Annotated in this window: 24 protein-coding genes and 1 tRNA gene; 20 read left to right on the top strand and 5 right to left on the bottom strand. The window is 58.6% G+C overall.

Annotated elements, in window-relative coordinates; translation table 11 throughout:
* Positions 1–2: 2 nt before the first annotated feature.
* Positions 3–209, top strand: a complete 207-nt coding sequence (locus tag E4T63_RS21570) for a SlyX family protein (RefSeq protein WP_007962092.1) — start codon at positions 3–5, stop codon at positions 207–209.
* Between the two features lie 72 nt (positions 210–281).
* On the opposite strand, the gene E4T63_RS28830 is transcribed toward E4T63_RS21570, so the two are convergent.
* A complete protein-coding gene (locus tag E4T63_RS28830; RefSeq protein WP_027612531.1) occupies positions 282–884 on the bottom strand; it encodes a cold-shock protein in 603 nt (200 codons plus the stop codon).
* A gap of 310 nt (positions 885–1,194) precedes the next feature.
* On the opposite strand from E4T63_RS28830, the gene E4T63_RS21560 reads away from it, so the two are divergent.
* The 19 genes from E4T63_RS21560 to nadA all read left to right on the top strand — a co-directional run bounded on the left by E4T63_RS21560 (position 1,195) and on the right by nadA (position 16,259).
* Positions 1,195–1,665, top strand: a complete 471-nt coding sequence (locus tag E4T63_RS21560) for a Dps family protein (RefSeq protein ID WP_007912745.1) — start codon at positions 1,195–1,197, stop codon at positions 1,663–1,665.
* Positions 1,666–1,851: 186 nt separating this feature from the next.
* Positions 1,852–2,187 (top strand): ribbon-helix-helix domain-containing protein, encoded by a 336-nt coding sequence (locus E4T63_RS21555; protein WP_027612532.1) that lies wholly within the window; start codon positions 1,852–1,854, stop codon positions 2,185–2,187.
* Positions 2,188–2,320: 133 nt separating this feature from the next.
* Positions 2,321–2,542 carry an FmdB family zinc ribbon protein gene (locus E4T63_RS21550; RefSeq protein WP_003227532.1) on the top strand — a complete coding sequence of 74 codons (222 nt, stop codon included), beginning with the start codon at positions 2,321–2,323 and terminating at the stop codon, positions 2,540–2,542.
* 100 nt (positions 2,543–2,642) lie between these two features.
* On the top strand, positions 2,643–4,418 hold the full coding sequence (gene aspS, locus E4T63_RS21545) for an aspartate--tRNA ligase (RefSeq protein WP_003227530.1): 1,776 nt from the start codon (positions 2,643–2,645) through the stop codon (positions 4,416–4,418).
* A 127-nt stretch (positions 4,419–4,545) separates the two neighbouring features.
* Positions 4,546–5,292 carry a YebC/PmpR family DNA-binding transcriptional regulator gene (locus E4T63_RS21540; RefSeq protein WP_007912738.1) on the top strand — a complete coding sequence of 249 codons (747 nt, stop codon included), beginning with the start codon at positions 4,546–4,548 and terminating at the stop codon, positions 5,290–5,292.
* Positions 5,293–5,450: 158 nt separating this feature from the next.
* On the top strand, positions 5,451–5,978 hold the full coding sequence (gene ruvC / locus E4T63_RS21530; RefSeq protein ID WP_007962095.1) for a crossover junction endodeoxyribonuclease RuvC: 528 nt from the start codon (positions 5,451–5,453) through the stop codon (positions 5,976–5,978).
* Between the two features lie 114 nt (positions 5,979–6,092).
* A complete protein-coding gene (gene ruvA / locus E4T63_RS21525) occupies positions 6,093–6,701 on the top strand; it encodes a Holliday junction branch migration protein RuvA (RefSeq protein ID WP_003227522.1) in 609 nt (202 codons plus the stop codon).
* Positions 6,702–7,763, top strand: a complete 1,062-nt coding sequence (gene ruvB / locus E4T63_RS21520; protein ID WP_135296424.1) for a Holliday junction branch migration DNA helicase RuvB — start codon at positions 6,702–6,704, stop codon at positions 7,761–7,763.
* 127 nt (positions 7,764–7,890) lie between these two features.
* Positions 7,891–8,358: a tol-pal system-associated acyl-CoA thioesterase gene (ybgC, locus tag E4T63_RS21515; RefSeq protein WP_003227519.1), complete on the top strand. Its 468-nt coding sequence runs from the start codon at positions 7,891–7,893 to the stop codon at positions 8,356–8,358.
* Positions 8,348–9,043 (top strand): protein TolQ, encoded by a 696-nt coding sequence (gene tolQ / locus E4T63_RS21510; RefSeq protein ID WP_007912733.1) that lies wholly within the window; start codon positions 8,348–8,350, stop codon positions 9,041–9,043. The genes ybgC and tolQ overlap by 11 nt, the downstream gene beginning before the upstream one ends.
* A gap of 23 nt (positions 9,044–9,066) precedes the next feature.
* The gene (gene tolR, locus E4T63_RS21505) at positions 9,067–9,519 is read left to right on the top strand and encodes a protein TolR (RefSeq protein ID WP_161794900.1); all 453 of its coding nucleotides are present in this window, start codon (positions 9,067–9,069) and stop codon (positions 9,517–9,519) included.
* On the top strand, positions 9,519–10,595 hold the full coding sequence (tolA, locus tag E4T63_RS21500; RefSeq protein ID WP_097085954.1) for a cell envelope integrity protein TolA: 1,077 nt from the start codon (positions 9,519–9,521) through the stop codon (positions 10,593–10,595). The genes tolR and tolA overlap by 1 nt, the downstream gene beginning before the upstream one ends.
* A gap of 17 nt (positions 10,596–10,612) precedes the next feature.
* Positions 10,613–11,893 (top strand): Tol-Pal system beta propeller repeat protein TolB, encoded by a 1,281-nt coding sequence (gene tolB / locus E4T63_RS21495; RefSeq protein WP_164747834.1) that lies wholly within the window; start codon positions 10,613–10,615, stop codon positions 11,891–11,893.
* 52 nt (positions 11,894–11,945) lie between these two features.
* Positions 11,946–12,443, top strand: a complete 498-nt coding sequence (pal, locus tag E4T63_RS21490; RefSeq protein WP_003178634.1) for a peptidoglycan-associated lipoprotein Pal — start codon at positions 11,946–11,948, stop codon at positions 12,441–12,443.
* 6 nt (positions 12,444–12,449) lie between these two features.
* Positions 12,450–13,283, top strand: coding sequence for a tol-pal system protein YbgF (gene ybgF / locus E4T63_RS21485; RefSeq protein ID WP_027612536.1), 834 nt, complete (start codon positions 12,450–12,452; stop codon positions 13,281–13,283).
* 166 nt (positions 13,284–13,449) lie between these two features.
* Positions 13,450–14,097, top strand: a complete 648-nt coding sequence (gene queE, locus E4T63_RS21480) for a 7-carboxy-7-deazaguanine synthase QueE (RefSeq protein WP_027612537.1) — start codon at positions 13,450–13,452, stop codon at positions 14,095–14,097.
* Position 14,098: 1 nt separating this feature from the next.
* Positions 14,099–14,791: a 7-cyano-7-deazaguanine synthase QueC gene (gene queC, locus E4T63_RS21475; RefSeq protein ID WP_135296423.1), complete on the top strand. Its 693-nt coding sequence runs from the start codon at positions 14,099–14,101 to the stop codon at positions 14,789–14,791.
* A gap of 62 nt (positions 14,792–14,853) precedes the next feature.
* A tRNA-Lys gene (locus E4T63_RS21470) sits at positions 14,854–14,929 on the top strand.
* Between the two features lie 271 nt (positions 14,930–15,200).
* Positions 15,201–16,259, top strand: coding sequence for a quinolinate synthase NadA (gene nadA, locus E4T63_RS21465; RefSeq protein WP_135296422.1), 1,059 nt, complete (start codon positions 15,201–15,203; stop codon positions 16,257–16,259).
* 136 nt (positions 16,260–16,395) lie between these two features.
* Here the strand turns inward: nadA and E4T63_RS21460 are convergent, their stop codons facing one another.
* From E4T63_RS21460 to E4T63_RS21445, 4 genes are all read right to left on the bottom strand, one after another.
* Positions 16,396–16,884 carry an RDD family protein gene (locus tag E4T63_RS21460; protein ID WP_115989038.1) on the bottom strand — a complete coding sequence of 163 codons (489 nt, stop codon included), beginning with the start codon at positions 16,882–16,884 and terminating at the stop codon, positions 16,396–16,398.
* 97 nt (positions 16,885–16,981) lie between these two features.
* The gene (locus E4T63_RS21455) at positions 16,982–17,194 is read right to left on the bottom strand and encodes a cold-shock protein (protein ID WP_007934683.1); all 213 of its coding nucleotides are present in this window, start codon (positions 17,192–17,194) and stop codon (positions 16,982–16,984) included.
* Between the two features lie 403 nt (positions 17,195–17,597).
* The gene (gene gcvT / locus E4T63_RS21450) at positions 17,598–18,722 is read right to left on the bottom strand and encodes a glycine cleavage system aminomethyltransferase GcvT (protein WP_135296421.1); all 1,125 of its coding nucleotides are present in this window, start codon (positions 18,720–18,722) and stop codon (positions 17,598–17,600) included.
* Between the two features lie 132 nt (positions 18,723–18,854).
* Positions 18,855–20,231 (bottom strand): L-serine ammonia-lyase, encoded by a 1,377-nt coding sequence (locus E4T63_RS21445; protein ID WP_027612541.1) that lies wholly within the window; start codon positions 20,229–20,231, stop codon positions 18,855–18,857.
* Positions 20,232–20,420: the final 189 nt, after the last annotated feature.

The raw sequence follows: 20,420 nt of genomic DNA, 5'->3' as shown, positions 1-20,420 counted from the left end.
CCATGAACCTTGAAGAACGCGTCACCGATCTGGAAAGCCGTCTGGCTTTTCAGGATGACACCATTCAGGCGTTGAACGACGAACTGGTGGCGCAGCAGCGGGTGATCGAGCGCTTGCAACTGCAAATGGCGGCGTTGCTCAAGCGTCAGGAGGAGATGGTCGGGCAGTTCGATTCTTTCGAGGAAGAGGCGCCACCACCGCATTACTGATGCCAACACCTTTATGCAGGCGTAAAAAAACCGCGAGCAGCCTGGCTGTTCGCGGTTTTTTATTGCCTTGGATCAGCGACGCGGCAGGGCGGCGATCACGTCCTCGGCTTGCAGGCCTTTGTCCCGATTCATCACCGAGAACTCCACGCGCTGGCCTTCGACCAGTACGCGGTGGCCTTCGCCACGGATTGCACGAAAGTGCACGAAAATATCATCGCCGGAATCCCGGGAGATAAAGCCGAAGCCTTTGGAGGTGTTGAACCACTTGACGGTACCGGTATCGCGGTTGCTCATGTCATAGGTAGTTGGTGCGGCGGCCGGTGAAGACTTGTAGAAGCTGATGGCCAGATGCAGGACCACGGCAACCAGAGCGATCACCAGGCTGAACAACACCGCCGGTTGACCGGCGATGACTGGCATCGGTGCGATCAGGGTCAGGGTTTGCAGGACGACAGTCAGCACGAGAAGAGCGCTGACCAGATTTTGCAGATGCTGGCGCGGGCCTTTGTTCCAGTAAGGAATCACTGGAGCGATGACCAGATTCAGCAGGCCGAAAAAGGCCAGGTAAAGTGCATCGGGTTGTTGCAGGTAAGGAACGGCTTCGGATTTCAAGCTAGGTATGAACGACAGCAGCAAGGCCGCTGCGCCCATTAGCAGGTGGACGATTTTCAACATTTTGATTGGCTCACGTTATGACGGCTCACAAGGAAGAGCTGAAGGCGCACGGTTCGCTTCGGAACAATAAAGAGGCGTTGGACACGTGCCCGGCATCAGCCTATGCGCGACACCCCCGAAAAATGGGGCGTAGCGACACACTGCCTATTTAACAGCAAAGCCTGCAGCTACTCAAATTACCCCGGCCAGCGGCACCTGCCCGGTCGATTTGTCGCATGGCGAGTGAAGATTGTTGGCTGCGAGGTGGCGGCTGCCTTGCTAGAGTGGGTCTGCACCTGTTGGATGAATTCAATCGCCTTAGGGGGTAAACATGGCAATCGATATCGGTATCAGTGAAGAAGACCGCAAGTCCATCGTCGAGGGGCTGTCGCGGCTGCTGTCGGACACCTACGTGCTGTATCTGAAAACCCATAACTTCCACTGGAACGTCACAGGTCCCATGTTCAGGACCCTGCATCTGATGTTCGAAGAGCAATACAACGAGCTGGCGCTGGCGGTGGATCTGATCGCCGAGCGTATCCGCGCTCTGGGTTTTCCTGCGCCGGGTGCCTACGCGACTTACGCGCGTCTCTCCTCTATTAAAGAAGAAGTCGGGGTGCCAAGTGCCGAGGACATGATCAAGCAGTTGGTCGACGGCCAGGAAGCGGTCACTCGCACCGCTCGCGGCATCTTCCCGCTGTTGGACAAGGTCAGTGACGAGCCGACGGCCGACTTGCTGACCCAGCGCATGCAGGTGCATGAGAAAACCGCGTGGATGTTGCGCGCGTTGCTCGAGGCCTGATAGTCCGGTGCGCGGACGTCCGCAGGTGTGGATGTCCGCATACTGTTTCAAATCTTACTGAACATGTCGGCTTATCCTACGCTGCTGGGCAACTAGTCGTCTGGCGCTGACTTTGCGTCTGCGTTTTTATGAAGGCACAGGATGTTGTCTTTATAAAAGCAGCGATGACAAAGGAGTGTCAGCGATATGGTAGGTGGAGACAGGCGATGCGAGCACGTCGGTTCGCAACGGGAAATGAAGGTCGATCCGTTTGTCAGCGATTTCGATTTTGAGTTGATCCGGCCGCTGGCCAGATCAGTGCGTTTGAACGGCTTTGCCACTTGCTTGAGGCTCGAGCAGGTTTACTGGAACATTCTTGGTGACATGGCCGGGCACAACGGCTGTTCGGTCAGCACGCTGCTGTCACATGTGGACCGCGAAGTGCACCTGCGCCACGGCGGGGTGAAAAACTTCAGTGGTCTGGTACGGGTGGTGTGCGTGATGAATGGCCTGCGCGATACCCCGGCGGCCGTCATGCCCTGAACGGGCAATACTTGAAATGACGTGGCGGGCTGTGCAGTCTTACGGCTGCACAGCCCGCATTTAATGGATATAATCCCGCTCTTTCGCCGCAAAGCCCTGCGCGCGGTGGCAATCTGATCGCCGAGACACCCCCATGCCGATGTACGATTATCAATGTGCTTCCTGTGGTCATCAGTTGGAAGCCATTCAAAAGATCAGCGAGGCACCGCTGGTCGACTGCCCTGCCTGTCAGGCGCCAGAGCTCAAGAAACAGCTGTCCATGCCGGGTTTTCGCCTCAGCGGCAGCGGTTGGTACGAAACCGATTTCAAGACCGGAGCCAAGAAGAATCTGGCCGGTGGCGACAAATCTGACTAGGGTTCAGGCCCAGGTCGAACGACACGCGTGAGATTCTGCAGTGCTTGAGTGCGACGGGATCTCCACCGAATTTCGAATTACGAGAAGCGAAACCACTACCATGATGCGCAGCCATTATTGCGGCCAACTGAACGAAAGCCTGGAAGGCCAGGAAATTACCCTTTGCGGATGGGTTCACCGTCGTCGCGACCACGGCGGGGTGATTTTCCTCGATATCCGTGATCGTGATGGTCTGGCTCAGGTGGTGTTCGATCCGGATCGCGCCGAGAGCTTCGCCGCCGCCGATCGCGTGCGCAGCGAATACGTCGTGAAGATCACCGGTAAGGTGCGTCTGCGTCCGGCCGGTGCGACCAACGCCAACATGGCGTCGGGCATGATCGAAGTGTTGGGCTACGAGCTGGAAGTGCTGAACGAGTCGGAAACCCCGCCGTTCCCGCTCAACGAATACTCCGACGTCGGCGAAGAAACCCGCCTGCGCTACCGCTTCCTGGACCTGCGTCGTCCGGAAATGGCCGAGAAGCTGCGTCTGCGTTCGCGCATGACCACCAGCATCCGTCGCTTCCTCGACGAGAACGGCTTCCTCGACGTCGAAACGCCGATTCTGACCCGTGCTACCCCGGAAGGCGCCCGCGACTACCTGGTGCCGAGCCGTACTCACGCCGGTTCGTTCTTCGCGCTGCCGCAATCGCCTCAGCTGTTCAAGCAACTGCTGATGGTTGCCGGTTTCGACCGTTACTACCAGATCGCCAAATGCTTCCGCGACGAAGACCTGCGTGCCGACCGTCAGCCTGAGTTCACTCAGATCGACATCGAGACCAGCTTCCTCGACGAAAAAGACATCATGGGCCTGACCGAAGGCATGATCCGCAACCTGTTCAAGGAAGTGCTGGATCTGGAATTCGGCGAATTCCCGCACATGACCTTTGAAGAAGCCATGCGCCGTTACGGTTCCGACAAGCCGGACCTGCGTAACCCGCTGGAACTGGTCGACGTTGCCGATCAACTCAAAGAAGTCGAATTCAAGGTGTTCAGCGGCCCGGCCAACGATCCGAAATGCCGTATCGCTGCACTGCGCGTTCCAGGCGGGGCGAGCATGCCGCGCAAGCAGATCGACGACTACACCAAGTTCGTCGGCATCTACGGTGCCAAGGGCCTGGCGTACATCAAGGTCAACGAGCGCGCTGCCGGTGTTGAAGGTCTGCAATCGCCGATCGTGAAAAACATCCCTGAAGCCAACCTGAACGTGATCCTCGATCGCGTCGGTGCGGTTGACGGCGACATCGTGTTCTTCGGTGCCGACAAGGCCAAGATCGTCAGCGAAGCCCTGGGCGCGCTGCGTATCAAGCTCGGTCACGACCTCGACCTGCTGACCTGCAAGTGGGCGCCAATGTGGGTCGTCGACTTCCCGATGTTCGAAGAAAACGACGACGGCAGCTTCTCGGCGCTGCACCACCCGTTCACCGCGCCGAAGTGCTCCCCAGAAGAGCTGGAAGCCAATCCGGCCGGCGCTCTGTCCCGCGCCTACGACATGGTGCTCAACGGCACCGAGCTGGGTGGCGGTTCGATCCGTATCCATCGCAAGGAAATGCAACAAGCGGTGTTCCGTCTGCTGGGTATCAATGAGGCGGAACAGGAAGAGAAATTCGGCTTCCTGCTTGACGCGCTGAAGTACGGTGCACCGCCGCACGGTGGTCTGGCTTTCGGTCTGGACCGTCTGGTGATGCTGATGACCGGCGCCCAGTCGATCCGTGAAGTGATCGCCTTCCCGAAAACCCAGAGCGCTGCGGACGTCATGACGCAAGCCCCGGGTGTGGTAGATGCCAAGGCACTGCGCGAGCTGCACATTCGTTTGCGCGAAACGCCAAAGGCTGAGTAAGACGGGCCTGAAGGCGCATCTTCGGATGCGCCTTTTTTCTTTCTATAGAGAGCAGGTCGAGATTTTTTGTTTGCTGGCCGCTGCGTGAGCAGGGCGGGCAACGTTTCAAGAGAATTCGGAGCGAGTTATGGCAGGTCATTCCAAGTGGGCGAACATCAAGCACCGCAAAGAACGTCAGGATGCCAAGAGAGGCAAGATCTTCACCAAGTGGATCCGTGAGCTGACCGTTGCGGCCCGTCAGGGCGGCGGCGACCCGGGTTCCAACCCGCGTCTGCGCCTGGCCCTGGACAAGGCCCTCAGTGCGAACATGAGCCGCGATATCATCGACCGCGCCGTTGCGCGTGGCGCCGGTGCGACCGAAGCGGACAACGTTGAAGAGCTGACCTATGAAGGTTACGGCCCGGGCGGCGTGGCGGTGATGGTCGAGTGCATGACCGACAACCGCAACCGTACCGCAGCTGCCGTGCGCCATGCGTTCAGCAAATGTGGCGGCAACCTCGGCACCGACGGTTCGGTTGCGTACCTGTTCGAACGCAAAGGGCAGATCAGCTTCGCCCCGGGTGTCGACGAAGACGCCCTGACCGAGGCGGCGCTGGAAGCGGATGCCGACGACGTGGTCAGCCATGAAGACGGCTCGATCGATGTGTTCACTTCGTTCACCAGCTTCTACGCGGTGCGTAACGCGTTGGAAGCGGCCGGGTTCAAGGGTGACGACGCAGAAATCGTCATGCAGCCGACCACCAGCGCCGAACTGGATCTGGAAGGCGCGGAGAAGGTGCTCAAGCTGATCGACATGCTCGAGGATCTGGATGACGTGCAGAACGTCTACTCCAACGCGGACATTCCGGAAGATGTGGCCGCTCAGCTCGGTTAAGAGCGACTAGGCTTCAATGTGGGAGCGGGCTTGCTCGCGAAGGCGGCGTATCAGCAAGCATCAATGCTGAATGACACACCGCCTTCGCGAGCAAGCCCGCTCCCACATTGGTTATTCGCTGTTTTGAATTTCTTGTTTTTACCGACTCCGCAGGCGTTATGACTTTAATTCTGGGTATCGACCCCGGCTCGCGCATCACCGGTTACGGGATTGTTCGCGATACCGGCCGCGGCGGCTGCATCTATGTGGCCTCGGGCTGCATCCGTACCGGCGCCGGTGAGTTGCATGAGCGGCTGCAGATCGTTTATCGCGGCGTGCGTGAAATCATTCAGACCTATGGCCCGGTGACCATGGGCATCGAAAAAGTGTTCATGGCGAAAAACGCCGACTCGGCGCTCAAACTTGGGCAAGCTCGCGGCGCGGCGATTGTGGCTGGCGCTGAAGAGTGCCTGGAGATTGCCGAATACACCGCCACCCAGGTCAAGCAAGCTGTGGTCGGCACCGGCGCCGCCAATAAAGAACAGGTGCAGATGATGGTCATGCACATGCTCAAGCTGACCAGCAAACCGCAGATCGATGCCTCGGATGCCCTGGCTATCGCCATTTGTCACGCGCACACCCGTTCCAGTCTGCTGCCGCATGGCCTGGGTACCGCACGCAGTCGTGGCGGGCGCCTGCGTCTCTGATAGCATCAGCAATCATTTTTGCGGAATGCGGATTTCGCGCCTGGGTCGTCGGCCCGATTCCCGCCTTCCATCTGTCGCCAGCCCACGGCTGGCCAACGCTCAAGGATCTGAAACGTGATTGGACGCTTGCGCGGCACCCTGGCTGAGAAACAGCCGCCGCACCTGATTCTGGATGTAAACGGCCTCGGGTATGAGCTGGAAGTGCCCATGACCACCCTTTATCGTCTGCCGTCGGTCGGTGAACCGCTGACGCTGCACACCCATTTGGTCGTACGCGAAGACGCGCAGTTACTCTATGGTTTCGCCGGCAAGCGTGAGCGAGACTTTTTTCGCGAGTTGATCCGTCTCAATGGTGTCGGGCCGAAACTGGCCTTGGCCTTGATGTCGAGCCTGGAAGTCGATGAACTGATTCGCTGCGTGCAATCCCAGGACACCTCGGCGCTGACCAAGGTCCCGGGGGTCGGCAAGAAAACCGCTGAGCGCCTGCTGGTTGAACTGAAGGATCGCTTCAAGGCCTGGGAAACCTCGCCGGCCATGTTCGCCCTGGTGCCGAATCAGCCGGACGGCCCGGCGCCGGTCAACACCGCTGAAAACGATGCGGTCAGCGCGCTGATTTCCCTGGGCTACAAGCCGCAGGAAGCGAGCAAGGCGATTACCGCCATCAAGGACAAGAATTTGAGCAGTGAAGACCTGATCCGCCGCGCCCTGAAGGGAATGATTTAAGTGATTGAAGCTGATCGTCTGATCGCCGCCGCGCACAGCCCGCGCGAGCGCGAAGAAGTCCAGGATCGGGCCATTCGCCCGGTCAGTCTGGCCGACTATATTGGCCAGCCGGCCGTGCGCGAGCAGATGGAACTGTTCATCCAAGCGGCGCGTGGTCGCAGTGAATCGCTGGATCACACGCTGATCTTCGGCCCGCCGGGTCTGGGTAAAACCACGCTGGCCAACATCATTGCCCAGGAAATGGGCGTGTCGATCAAGAGCACGTCCGGCCCGGTGCTTGAGCGTCCGGGAGATCTGGCGGCACTGCTGACCAATCTGGAACCGCACGACGTGTTGTTCATCGACGAAATCCATCGCCTGTCGCCAATTGTCGAAGAAGTGCTGTACCCGGCCATGGAAGATTTCCAGCTCGATATCATGATCGGCGAAGGGCCGGCGGCGCGCTCGATCAAGCTTGATCTGCCACCGTTCACTCTCGTTGGCGCCACGACCCGTGCCGGCATGCTGACCAACCCATTGCGTGACCGCTTCGGTATCGTCCAGCGTCTGGAGTTCTACAGCACGGCGGATCTGGCGACGATTGTCAGTCGGTCTGCGGCTATTCTCGGTCTGCCACTGGATCCGGAGGGTTCTTTCGAAATCGCTCGTCGTGCCCGTGGTACGCCGCGAATCGCCAACCGCCTGCTGCGTCGGGTGCGCGATTTTGCCGAAGTGCGCGCCAAGGGCCATATCACCAAGTCGGTGGCCGATCTGGCGTTGAACCTGCTGGATGTCGATGAACACGGTTTCGACCATCAGGACCGGCGCCTGCTGCTGACCATGATCGAGAAGTTCGATGGCGGCCCGGTGGGTATCGACAGTCTGGCGGCGGCGATCAGTGAAGAGCGCCATACCATCGAAGATGTGCTGGAGCCGTACCTGATTCAACAGGGTTACATCATGCGTACGCCACGGGGCAGGGTGGTGACACGGCATGCGTACCTGCATTTCGGTTTAAACATTCCGTCACGAATGGGTGAAATGCCCGTGGCAGACGAGTTTCTCGATGCCGTGGACGATTGATACACATTTTTTGGCGATTTATTCAGCGTTTGTACTGTCACAGGACGGTACTTTTGCGGTAAAGCCTTAAACACTGAAAAAACAGTTGCCTGGCCGGATTGGCAACCCGAGGAGTAAGCACTAGAGTATGCGCGCGCAAAACGGGCTTGAGCCGTTCGCACATCGTTGTCGCGTTTATTACGAGGACACCGATGCGGGCGGCATCGTGTATTACGTTAATTACCTCAAGTTTATGGAACGGGCTCGAACCGAGCGGCTCCGGACGCTGGGCTTTGCCCAGTCGGAACTGGCCGGGGAGGACCTGTTGTTTGTCGTGCATTCCAGCGAAGCGCGCTACCACGCGCCGGCGCGACTGGACGATGAACTGCTGGTAAGCGCTGATGTAATCGAATTGAACCGTGCCAGCCTGCGCTTTAAACAGCAGGTCAGGCGGGCCACGGATAATGCGCTGCTCTGTGAAGGGCAGTTTCTGGTGGCCTGCGTGCGCACCGACAGTTTGAAACCCCGGGCCATGCCCGAATCCTTGCGTGCGGCCTTTGCCGACGCGGGCGGCACGGGTACACACTCAAAGCAGGAGATAAAGCGTGGAAGCTAACGTCGTCGACCATTCCTCCATGTGGAGCCTGGTCAGCAATGCCAGCATCGTGGTGCAGTTGGTAATGTTGACCCTGGTGGCCGCATCGGTGACCTCATGGATCATGATCTTTCAGCGCAGCAATCTGCTGCGTGCCGGTCGACGCGCCCTGGAGAGCTTCGAAGAGCGCTTCTGGTCGGGTATCGATCTGTCCAAGCTGTACCGTCAGGCCGGCAGCAACCCGGATCCGGATTCGGGCGTGGAGCAGATCTTCCGTGCCGGTTTCAAGGAGTTCTCCCGTCTGCGTCAGCAGCCAGGCGTCGATCCCGAAGCGGTGATGGAAGGTGTGGCCCGTGCCATGCGCGTTGCCATCTCCCGCGAGGAAGAGAAGCTGGAGCAGAGCCTGCCGTTTCTCGCCACCGTTGGTTCGGTCAGTCCGTACATCGGTCTGTTCGGTACCGTGTGGGGCATCATGAACTCCTTCCGCGGTCTGGCCAGCGCCCAGCAGGCGACCCTGGCCACCGTGGCCCCGGGCATCGCCGAAGCCCTGATCGCCACCGCGATCGGCCTGTTCGCCGCGATCCCGGCCGTTATCGCTTACAACCGTTTCTCTGCCCGCAGCGAAACCTTGCTGAGCCGCTACTACACCTTCGCCGATGAGTTCCAGGCGATCCTGCACCGCAAAGTGCACACCAGCGAAGAATAAGCAGGTATTTCCCGATGGCTTTAATCGCTCGAGCCCGAAACAAGCGCAAGCCGGTCGCCGAGATGAACGTGGTGCCATACATCGACGTGATGCTGGTGCTGCTGGTTATCTTCATGGTGACCGCGCCGATGCTCAATCAGGGCGTGAAAGTGGATCTGCCCAAGGTTTCCAGCGAAGCCTTGCCGCAGGACAACAACACTCAGGTGCTGACCATTTCGATCAAGGCTGACAAGACCTACTACTGGAACCTTGGCAGTGAAGTCGATACTGAAAAGCAGCAGGACAGGGCAATGACCCTGCCGCAGATGACTGACGCGGTGACCAAGATCATTCGCGCCGGCACCGAAGGCGGCAAGCGTACCCAGGTCTTTATCCGAGGCGACAAGTCGGTCGACTACGGCGCCGTGATGGGTGCCATGGGCGGGTTGCAGAAAGCCGGGGTCGGTAATGTTGGTTTGATTACCGAGGCCCCCTGATGCAGCAACAGCGAGAGCCGTCCGCCTCGGAAAGCTACTTCTGGCCTAGTGTTCTGGCGATTGTCCTGCACGTGCTGGTGTTCGGCATGCTGTTCGTCAGTTTCGCCTTTACACCCGAGTTGCCGCCGGCCAAGCCGATTGTCCAGGCGACCCTGTACCAACTGAAATCGAAAAGTCAGGCAACCACCCAGACCAATCAGAAGATTGCGGGTGAGGCGAAGAAATCCGCCGCGCGCCAGACCGAAGTCGAGCAGATGGAACAGAAAAAGGTCGAGCAGGAAGCGGTGAAGGCTGCGGAACAAAAGAAAGAAGAAGCGGCTCAAAAGGCCGAGGAAGCCAAGAAGGCCGATCAGGCGAAGAAAGCGGACGAGGCGAAAAAGGCTGATGAAGCCAAGAAAGCCGACGATGCGAAGAAAGCCGAGGCCAAGAAGGCAGAAGAGAAACAATTGGCTGATATAGCCAAGAAGAAAGCCGAAGAAGAAGCCAAGAAGGCGGCTGAAGAAGAGGCCAAGAAAGCGGCCGCTGAAGAAGCCAAGAAGAAGATTGTCGAAGACGCGAAGAAGAAAGCCGCCGAAGACGCCAAGAAAAAAGCTGAAGCTGAAGAGGCGAAGAAGAAAGTCGCCGACGAAGCGAAGAAGAAAGCTGCTGCCGATGCTGCGAAGAAGAAATCGCAGGAAGCGGCACGTAAATCCGCTGAAGAGAAAAAGGCTCAGGCCCTGGCAGATTTGCTTTCCGACACGCCACAGCGTCAGCAGGCCTTGGCCGATGAACAGGGTGACGAAGTCGCGGGCAGTTTCGATGACCTGATTCGTGCGCGAGCAGCGGAAGGGTGGGCGCGTCCTCCTTCGGCACGCAAAGGCATGACGGTCGTGCTGCAAATCGGCATGTTGCCGGACGGTACGGTGACTTCGGTCAGCGTGGCCAAGTCCAGTGGCGATGGTCCGTTCGATGCGTCGGCAGTCGCGGCAGTGAAGAATATTGGACGTTTGACAGAAATGCAGGGAATGAAGCCGAGCGATTTCGCTCCGTATCGTTCATTCAAGATGACATTCACACCTGAGGATCTAGCCTTGTGAGAAACCTTCTTCGAGGAATGCTGGTCGTGATCTGCTGCATGGCAGGGATCGCGATGGCTGATGAAAAGAACATTCTGGTCACCAGCGGCAGCGATCGGGCCACCCCGATCGCCGTCGTACCGTTCGGCATGCAGGGCGGTGCCGTGCTGCCGGACGACATGGCCGAAATCATTGGTAACGATTTGCGGAACTCGGGCTACTACTCGCCGATTCCAAAGCAAAACATGATCAGCCAGCCAAGCCAGCCGAGCGAAATCATCTTCCGTGACTGGAAGGCGGTGGGTGCTCAATACATGATGGTCGGCAGCATTGCTCCAGCAGGCGGTCGTCTGCAGGTGCAGTGGGCACTGTTCAACGTGGCCACCGAGCAGAAAGTGGCTGACGGCAGTGTCTCTGGTACCACCGAGCAACTGCGTGACATGGCGCACTTCATCTCTGACCAGTCGTTCGAAAAACTCACCGGTATCAAAGGTGCGTTTTCGACCCGTCTGCTGTACGTGACAGCCGAGCGTTTCTCCGAGAAGAACACTCGCTACACCCTGCAGCGTTCGGACTACGACGGTGCCCGTGCGGTAACTCTGCTGCAATCGCGCGAGCCGATCCTGTCGCCGCGTTTCGCACCGGATGGCAAGCGCATCGCCTACGTGTCGTTCGAGCAGAAGCGTCCACGGATCTTCATGCAGAACATCGACACCGGTCGCCGTGAGCAGATCACCAACTTCGAAGGCCTGAACGGCGCTCCAGCCTGGTCGCCGGATGGCAATCGCCTGGCTTTCGTACTGTCGAAAGACGGCAACCCTGACATCTATGTGATGAACCTGGGTTCGCGTCAGATCACTCGTGTGACGGCAGGTCCTGGCATCAACACCGAACCGTACTGGGGCAAGGATGGTTCGACCATCTACTTCACCTCGGACCGTGGTGGCAAGCCGCAGATCTACAAAACCAGCGCCAGCGGCGGCGGTGCCGAGCGTGTGACGTTCATTGGCAACTACAACGCCAACCCGAAGCTGTCGGCTGATGAAAAGACGCTGGTGATGATCCATCGCCAGGATGGTTTCACCAATTTCAAGGTGGCGGCCCAGGATTTGCAGCGAGGTAGTGTAAAGATCCTCACTGATAGCACTCTGGACGAGTCACCTACTGTTGCGCCCAACGGCACCATGGTAATCTACGCCACCCGCCAGCAGGGCCGGGGAGTCTTGATGCTCGTGTCCATTAATGGACGCGTGAGGCTCCCGCTTCCTACCGCACAAGGCGAAGTCAGAGAACCGTCCTGGTCCCCTTACCTGAACTGACGCGGCGCTTTACGTTTTACTTAACACACTGGGGTTCATTAGGAGTTTCACGATGGAAATGCTGAAGTTTGGTAAATTTGCTGCGCTGGCTCTGGCCATGGCTGTAGCTGTAGGTTGCTCGTCCAAAGGCGGCGACAACGCCGGTGAAGGCGCTGTTGATCCAAACGCTGGTTACGGCGCAAACACTGGTGCCGTTGACGGTTCCCTGAGCGAAGAAGCTGCTCTGCGCGCAATCACCACCTTCTACTTCGAATACGACAGCTCGGACCTGAAGCCAGAAGCCATGCGCGCTCTGGACGTTCACGCCAAAGACCTGAAAGCAAACGGCGCTCGCGTTGTTCTGGAAGGCAACACCGACGAACGTGGTACTCGTGAGTACAACATGGCACTGGGCGAGCGTCGTGCGAAAGCCGTTCAGCGCTACCTGGTACTGCAAGGTGTTTCCCCAGCTCAGCTGGAACTGGTTTCCTACGGCGAAGAGCGTCCAGTTGCTACCGGCAACGACGAGCAGTCCTGGGCTCAAAACCGTCGCGTCGAACTGCGTAAGTAATTCGATATGCGAACGTGCCGTCGTGCTGTAACTGTTCTGGCTCTCAGTCTCGCACCGCTTGCGGTGTGGGCTGCGGTTCCTGTGGTCGATGACAACTCCGGTTATAACAATAGCGGGAGCAGCTATCCGCCTGCGGGTTACGGTACGAACGGCGCCTATGCCGGGGGAGCGGCTTCGGCCCCTGCCTCGGCACAGGGCATGCTGTTCAACCAACTGCAACAGATGCAGGATCAGATATCCCGCCAACAAGGTGTGATCGAAGAACTGCAGAATCAGGTTGCGCGCATGAAACAGGAATCCCTGGAGCGATACCAGGATCTTGATCGGCGCATAGGATCCGGTGTTGCACCTGCCGCGACTCCTGAGAATTCTTCTGCCGGTGGCGATGCAAGTGCTGCTGCCGGTGCTGCCGCTGGCGCCGGGGCTGCTGCCCAGGCACCTGCTGCAAGTAGCGAACCGGGTGATCCGGCCAAGGAAAAGCTGTATTACGATGCCGCTTTCGACCTGATCAAAGCCAAGGATTTCGACAAGGCCAGCCAGGCTTTCTCGGCATTCCTGCGTAAATACCCGAACAGCCAATACGCGGGCAATGCCCAGTACTGGTTGGGCGAAGTGAATCTGGCCAAGGGCGATCTGCAAGGTGCAGGTCAGGCTTTTGCCAAAGTTTCTCAGCTCTATCCCAAGCACGCCAAAGTGCCGGATTCGCTGTACAAGCTGGCTGATGTAGAGCGCCGCCTCGGTCACACCGACAAGGTCAAAGGCATTCTGCAACAGGTGGTTTCCCAATACCCGGGGACCTCCGCTGCTCAGTTGGCCCAACGCGATCTGCAACGCATGTAAGTGTGTTTGACCCGTTTGGAAGAAACCCGCGCTTGTCGCGGGTTTTTTCGTTAGAATTCACGCCCTTTTTCTGAAACACGCTTCTGGTGATCTACGCGTTGGCGGGGTTGTCTGAAGTGCCTGACGGAGGCGGACAGCCTGTTTAGCTGTTACGCCCGTGGCGACTATGCAAGACACATTGAGAATTACCGAAGTTTTCTACTCGTTGCAGGGGGAAACGCGGACTGCCGGGCTGCCCACGGTTTTTGTGCGCCTGACCGGTTGCCCATTGCGTTGCCAATACTGCGACAGCGCCTATGCGTTCAGCGGCGGTACGATCCGCACCCTCGACGATATCCTCGAACAAGTGGCCGGGTTTCGCCCGCGCTACGTCTGTGTGACCGGCGGTGAACCGCTGGCGCAGCCCAATGCCATCCCGTTGCTCAAGCAATTGTGTGATGCCGGTTACGAAGTGTCACTGGAAACCAGTGGTGCACTCGATATCTCGGCGGTAGATTCGCGCGTCAGTCGCGTGGTCGACTTGAAGACACCGGACTCCAAAGAGGCGCACCGCAACCGCTACGAAAACATCGAACTGTTGACGCCCAACGATCAGGTGAAGTTTGTCATCTGTTCGCGGGACGACTATGACTGGGCGGTTTCCAAACTGATCCAGTACGGTCTCGATCAACGTGCGGGTGAAGTGCTGTTTTCCCCAAGTCATCATGACCTCAATGCCAGGGATCTGGCGGACTGGGTGGTGGCAGACAACCTGCCGGTGCGTCTGCAATTACAGCTGCACAAGTATCTTTGGAATGACGAGCCGGGGCGCTGAGATGACTGAACAACTGAACACCACCGAACAGCGTGCAGTGATTTTACTGTCGGGCGGTCTGGATTCGGCCACGGTCGTGGCAATGGCCCGAGCCGAAGGTTTCGCCTGTTACACCATGAGTTTCGATTACGGCCAGCGCTCCCATGCAGAGCTGCATGCCGCCGCGCGCGTCGCTCGCGATCTGGGTGTGGTCGAGCACAAAGTGATCGGCCTGAACCTGAATGGCATGGGCGGCTCGGCACTGACCGACACCAGCATCGACATCCCGGAAGAGCTGGGCGAGGGCATCCCGGTGACCTACGTACCGGCGCGCAACACGGTGTTCCTGTCGCTGGCACTGGGCTGGGCTGAAGTGCTTGGCGCGCGTGACATCTTTATCGGGGTCAACGCGGTGGACTATTCCGGTTACCCGGATTGCCGTCCGGAGTTCATCGAGTCGTTCGAGCGCATGGCCAACCTGGCGACCAAAGCGGGCGTGGAAGGCAACGGTTTCCGCATCCAGGCACCGCTGCAGAACCTGAGCAAGGCGCAGATCGTCCAGGCGGGCGTGAAGCTGGGCGTGAATTACGGCCTGACTGTTTCCTGCTATCAGGCGGACGATGACGGCCGCGCGTGCGGCAAATGCGACAGCTGCCGCCTGCGTGCAGAAGGCTTCGCAGCGGCCGGTGTAAGCGATCCAACACCTTATTTTTGATTTTTTTCAAAAAGGTGTTGAATAGTCCTTAAAAATCAGTATTATACGCGCCACCACACAGCGGGTCGTTAGCTCAGTTGGTAGAGCAGTTGGCTTTTAACCAATTGGTCGTAGGTTCGAATCCCACACGACCCACCATATTTGGCGGTTTAGAAAATCCGGAAGGCCCACGAAAGTGAGGATTTCCGGGTTTTTTTTTGCCTGCGATTCAGGCACCTCTCCCTTGATCGTTGCCTGCGCTGACACAGGTCAGAATCATCTTTTGTATCAACGGGATATTCTGTAGCCTTGCGCAGCTTCAACGCTGTCCGTGCCTGATAATACTCACTCTCCCGGCGGTACCCTCAAGTGGTCCGGAGCCGGGTGTATACTCGACTTTCGCGCGAAAGCGCCTGCAGGTCTTGCGAACATGACACAGATTTCCGAACGCCTTCTGGTTCAAGCCCACCTCGATGCCAAACAGCCCAAACCGCTGACTGCCGAGGAAGAGGCCTACTACCGTTCCGCCATCGCCGCCGAGCTCAAGGCTCAGGACGCGGTGCTGGTGGCCCACTTCTATTGCGATCCGGTGATTCAGGCCCTGGCCGAAGAAACCGGCGGCTGTGTGTCTGACTCCCTCGAAATGGCGCGCTTCGGCAACGCTCACCCGGCCAAGACCGTGGTGGTCGCCGGCGTGAAGTTCATGGGCGAGACCGCGAAGATCCTCAACCCGGAAAAACGCGTGCTGATGCCCACCCTGGACGCGACCTGCTCGCTGGACCTCGGTTGCCCAGTGGACGAGTTCTCGGCGTTCTGCGATCAGCACCCGGAGCGTACGGTGGTGGTGTATGCCAATACCTCGGCCGCGGTCAAAGCCCGTGCTGACTGGGTGGTAACGTCGAGCTGCGCACTGGAGATCGTCGAAAGCCTGATGGACAACGGCGAGACCATCATCTGGGGCCCGGACAAGCACCTGGGCACCTACATCCAGCGCAAGACCGGCGCTGACATGCTGCTGTGGGACGGTGCCTGCATCGTCCACGAAGAGTTCAAGTCCAAGCAGCTCGAAGACTTGAAGGCGCTGTACCCGGACGCCGCGATTCTGGTGCATCCGGAGTCGCCGACCTCGGTGATCGAACTGGCGGATGCAGTAGGTTCCACCAGTCAGTTGATCGCTGCCGCGCAAAGCCTGCCGAACAAGACTCTGATCGTCGCCACCGACCGTGGCATCTTCTACAAGATGCAGCAGCTGTGCCCGGACAAGGTCTTCATCGAGGCGCCAACCGCCGGTAACGGCGCGGCGTGCCGCAGTTGCGCACATTGCCCGTGGATGGCCATGAACACCCTTGAGCGCACGCTCAAGAGCCTGAAGGAAGGGACGAACGAGATCTTTGTCGATCCGGCGCTGATTCCGCAGGCGATCCGTCCGTTGAAGCGCATGCTGGATTTCACCCAGGCGGCGCGGATGAAGCTGGCGGGTAACGCTTAAGCTCGTTGAGGCAACACGCAAAACCTGTGGGAGCGGGCTTGCTCGCGAAGGCGGTGTATCAGTCGATGCAAAAGGTGACTGATACACCGCCTTCGCGAGCAAGCCCGCTCCCACATTGGTATCTGGTGTCTGGAAACTATTTGGTCTTCTTCGGAATCCGCACCACGCGGGTATCGGAATAGATGTCGTGCCAGGTGCGCTTCTGCTTGTCGTACAGCGACCAGAAGAATCCAAGCCCTGCGCACAGCCACGAAGCGATCGATACCATGAAGCGCAGCAGCGCCTGCCACAGGCTGATCGCGCTGCCATCGGCGTTCTGTACGCGGATGCCCCATACCTGCATGCCCAGTGTCTGCCCGCCGTGGGTCCAGAACTTGGCGAAGAACGCAAACAGCACCAACAGCAACACTGTGGAATACAGCGGATCGCCATCCATTTTTCCGGCGTCGGTCAGCACGCGCAGGCGTTCTTCACCGATGATCGCTGCCTGGATCAACTTGTAGACGAATCCGGTGACGATCAGCAGGGCAGTGCACAACAGGAAGTCATAGAACATCGCGGCCAGGCGCCGGCCGAGGCCAACAGCAGGAAAGTCGCCCTGGGGAGTGAGCAGGTTCTTCGACATGGCAGCCTCTGGACGCAAAATGAAGCGCCATTTTACGGATTCGCGCGCACAAAAAAGCCCCTGATATCAATATCAGGGGCTTTTTCGTTACAGAAGATTAACCTTCTGCTTGTACTTCATCAGCCTGCATGCCTTTCTGGCCTTGCACAGCAACGAAGGTCACTTTCTGGCCTTCTTTCAGGCTCTTGAAGCCGTTGCCCTGAATAGCGCGGAAATGCACGAACAGATCCGGACCGCTTTCTGGAGTGATAAAACCAAAACCTTTCTCGTCGTTAAACCACTTGACGGTACCGCTCTGACGTTGGGACATTTCTTATTTCCTTTGACGCATAAATTGATGACAGCCTCTTTCTCATGAAAGAGTACTGGGGCTGGTTGCAGGAGAGTAAGAAGACGTCGAGCGGGATGTAGCTAACTTGTAGGCTACTGCCCAGGTCACGATTCCAAGCTGACCCATGCAAACACAGTGGACAAACTCTACGCCAACTACGTGAGAAAAAACAAGCCCCGCGAAGGCCCCGGTTTTACTGTCCCTGCTGGCAGTTAGTCAGTCTGCTAGTGCGGCTTAGACGATTAGCTTGTTCAAAAGTTTTCGAACGTTATAAGTAAAGTTCATAATCGAATCAAATGTTAGAAAATGCACTTTTTTGTGGCGATTGCGTTACACATTAGTGCACGCATAACGCAATCGCGTTACTTATAGAAACAGTCAATCAACCACGATAGTAGCGTTGTGGAACAAATGGCATTTTGCTTACAAGCATTTGCACCTTTTTCCCACGAACGATGGCCCAGACTGGCGTATTTAGGGTGACATAAGCGCTGTCGAGGTAACCCATCGCCAACGGCCCGCCCAGGGTCGGGCCGAAGCCGCCGCTGCACACGCTGCCGATGATTTCGCCCGCTTCGTTGACGATTTCTGCGCCTTCACGTACCGGCGTACGTTCCTGTGGCAGCAGACCGACGCGTTTGCGCGCGACGCCATTCTGCTGCTGAGCAAAAACTCTTTCCGCCCCCGGGAAACCACCGGCCCGCGCGCCATCGGCACGACGTGGCTTGGAGATTGCCCACAACAGGCTGGCTTCGATCGGCGTGGTCTCGGTGTTCATGTCGTGCCCGTACAGGCACAGGCCGGCTTCCAGGCGCAGTGAGTCGCGGGCGCCGAGGCCGATGGCCTGAACTTCCGGTTCGGCCAGCAGGGCGCGGGCGAGTTTTTCTGCATCGGCGGCGGGCACCGAGATTTCGAAACCGTCTTCACCGGTGTAGCCCGAACGGCTGACGAAGCAATCCACGCCCAGCAGTTGCACGCGATTGAACTGCATGAACGTCATCTTAGCCACCTCTGGCGCAAGACGCGCCAGCACGGTGACCGCAGCCGGGCCTTGCAACGCCAGCAGCGCGCGCGCTTCGAACAGCTCCGTAATGGTGCACTGATCGCCAATGTGTTTTTGCAGATGCGCCAGATCCTGATCCTTGCACGCGGCGTTGACCACCAGGAACAGCTCGTCGTTACCGAGATTGGCGACCATCAGGTCGTCGAGGATGCCGCCGTTGTCGTTGGTGAACATTGCGTAGCGCTGCATGCCCACCGGCAGGTCGATGATATCCACCGGCACCAGGGTTTCCAGAGCCTTGGCGGCATTGGCGCCGGTCAGGCGGATCTGGCCCATGTGCGAGACATCGAACAGCCCGGCCTGCTCACGGGTGTGCTGGTGTTCTTTCATCACGCCCAGCGGGTATTGCACCGGCATGTCGTAGCCGGCGAACGGCACCATGCGGGCGCCGAGTTCGATATGCAGAGCGTGCAGCGGGGTTTTCGACAGTTGTTCGGTGGACATGCGTGGCTCCTTGAAAGTTTGAGTTTGGGGGCATGGGGCTAGATTTAGATCAAGATCAAAAGCCCCTCACCCCAGCCCTCTCCCGAGGGAGAGGGGGCTAAGTGCGGTCCTCTCCCAAAGAGAGGACATAAATCAGCATTCGATGATGTTGACTGCCAGACCGCCGCGGGCGGTCTCTTTGTATTTGCTTTTCATGTCGGCGCCGGTCTGGCGCATGGTGCGGATGACCTTGTCGAGGGAGACGAAGTGTTGCCCGTCACCGCGCATGGCCATGCGCACCGCGTTGATGGCCTTCACCGAGCCCATGGCGTTGCGCTCGATGCACGGCACCTGCACCAGCCCGCCAATCGGGTCGCAGGTCAGGCCGAGGTTGTGTTCCATGCCGATTTCCGCCGCGTTCTCGACTTGCTGCACGCTGCCGCCGAGCACTTCACACAACGCGCCGGCGGCCATCGAGCAGGCCACACCGACCTCGCCCTGACAGCCGACTTCGGCGCCGGAGATCGAGGCGTTTTCCTTGTACAGAATGCCGATGGCGGCGGCGGTCAGCAGAAAGCGCACCACGCCGTCATCGTTCGCACCCGGGATAAAGCGCATGTAGTAATGCAGCACCGCCGGGATGATGCCCGCCGCGCCGTTGGTCGGCGCGGTGACTACACGACCACCGTTGGCGTTTTCTTCGTTGACCGCCAGGGCGTACAGGTTGACCCAGTCGAGCACCGACAGCGGATCACGCAACGCCGATTCCGGGTTCTTGCACAGTTGCCGATGCAATGCCGCCGCCCGGCGTTTGACCTTCAGCCCGCCCGGCAGAATGCCTTCGTTGCGACAGCCAGCGGCGACGCAGTCCTGCATCACTTGCCAGATTTTCAGCAGACCGGCGCGGGTTTCCGCTTCAGGGCGCCAGGCACTTTCATTGGTCAGCATCACCTGGCTGATCGACAGCCCGTAGGTGGCGCAGTGACCGAGCAAATCCTTGGCACTTTTGAACGGGAAGGTCAGTGGGGTGGCGTCTTCAACGATGCGGTCGGCCCCGGCCGCGTCTTCATCGACCACAAAACCACCGCCCACCGAGTAGTACTCGCGGCTGCGGATCTGAATACCTGCCGCATCGAAGGCACGAAAGATCATGCCGTTGGGGTGATAGGCCAGCGGCTTGCGAATCATCGCCAGGTGTTCTTTCTCGTTGAACGCAATGCTGTGTTCTCCGAGCAGATTCAGCCGGCCATTGCCGCGAATATCCTGCAGGCGTGCGGCGACGGTTTCGGTATCGACGGTGTCCGGGTGTTCACCTTCAAGGCCAAGCAGCACGGCTTTGTCGCTGCCGTGTCCCTTGCCGGTAGCACCGAGCGAGCCGTACAGCTCGACTTTGACGGTGCTGGTGGCCGACAGCAGGTCATCGCGGCGCAGGCCTTCGGCGAAGCGCGCAGCGGCACGCATCGGGCCGACGGTGTGGGAGCTGGAAGGGCCGATGCCAATCTTGAACAGGTCGAACACGCTTAACGACATGAGTGGTTCTCCGGTTTCTTGTTATAGGAATTGGCGCAAGCTCGAGGCTGGACACAAATCCCCTGTGGGAGCGGGCTTGCTCGCGAATGCGGTGTGTCAGGCAACATTGATGGCGATTGATACACCGCATTCGCGAGCAAGCCCGCTCCCACATTGGGATCTATGGTGTTGCTGAAAATCGGGGCAGGT

Source organism: Pseudomonas fluorescens, from assembly GCF_004683905.1.
GTDB classification, from domain to species: domain Bacteria; phylum Pseudomonadota; class Gammaproteobacteria; order Pseudomonadales; family Pseudomonadaceae; genus Aquipseudomonas; species Aquipseudomonas putida_A.
The sequence above is the reverse complement of the archived record's forward strand: the minus strand, read 5'-3'. Positions and strand labels throughout refer to the sequence as shown.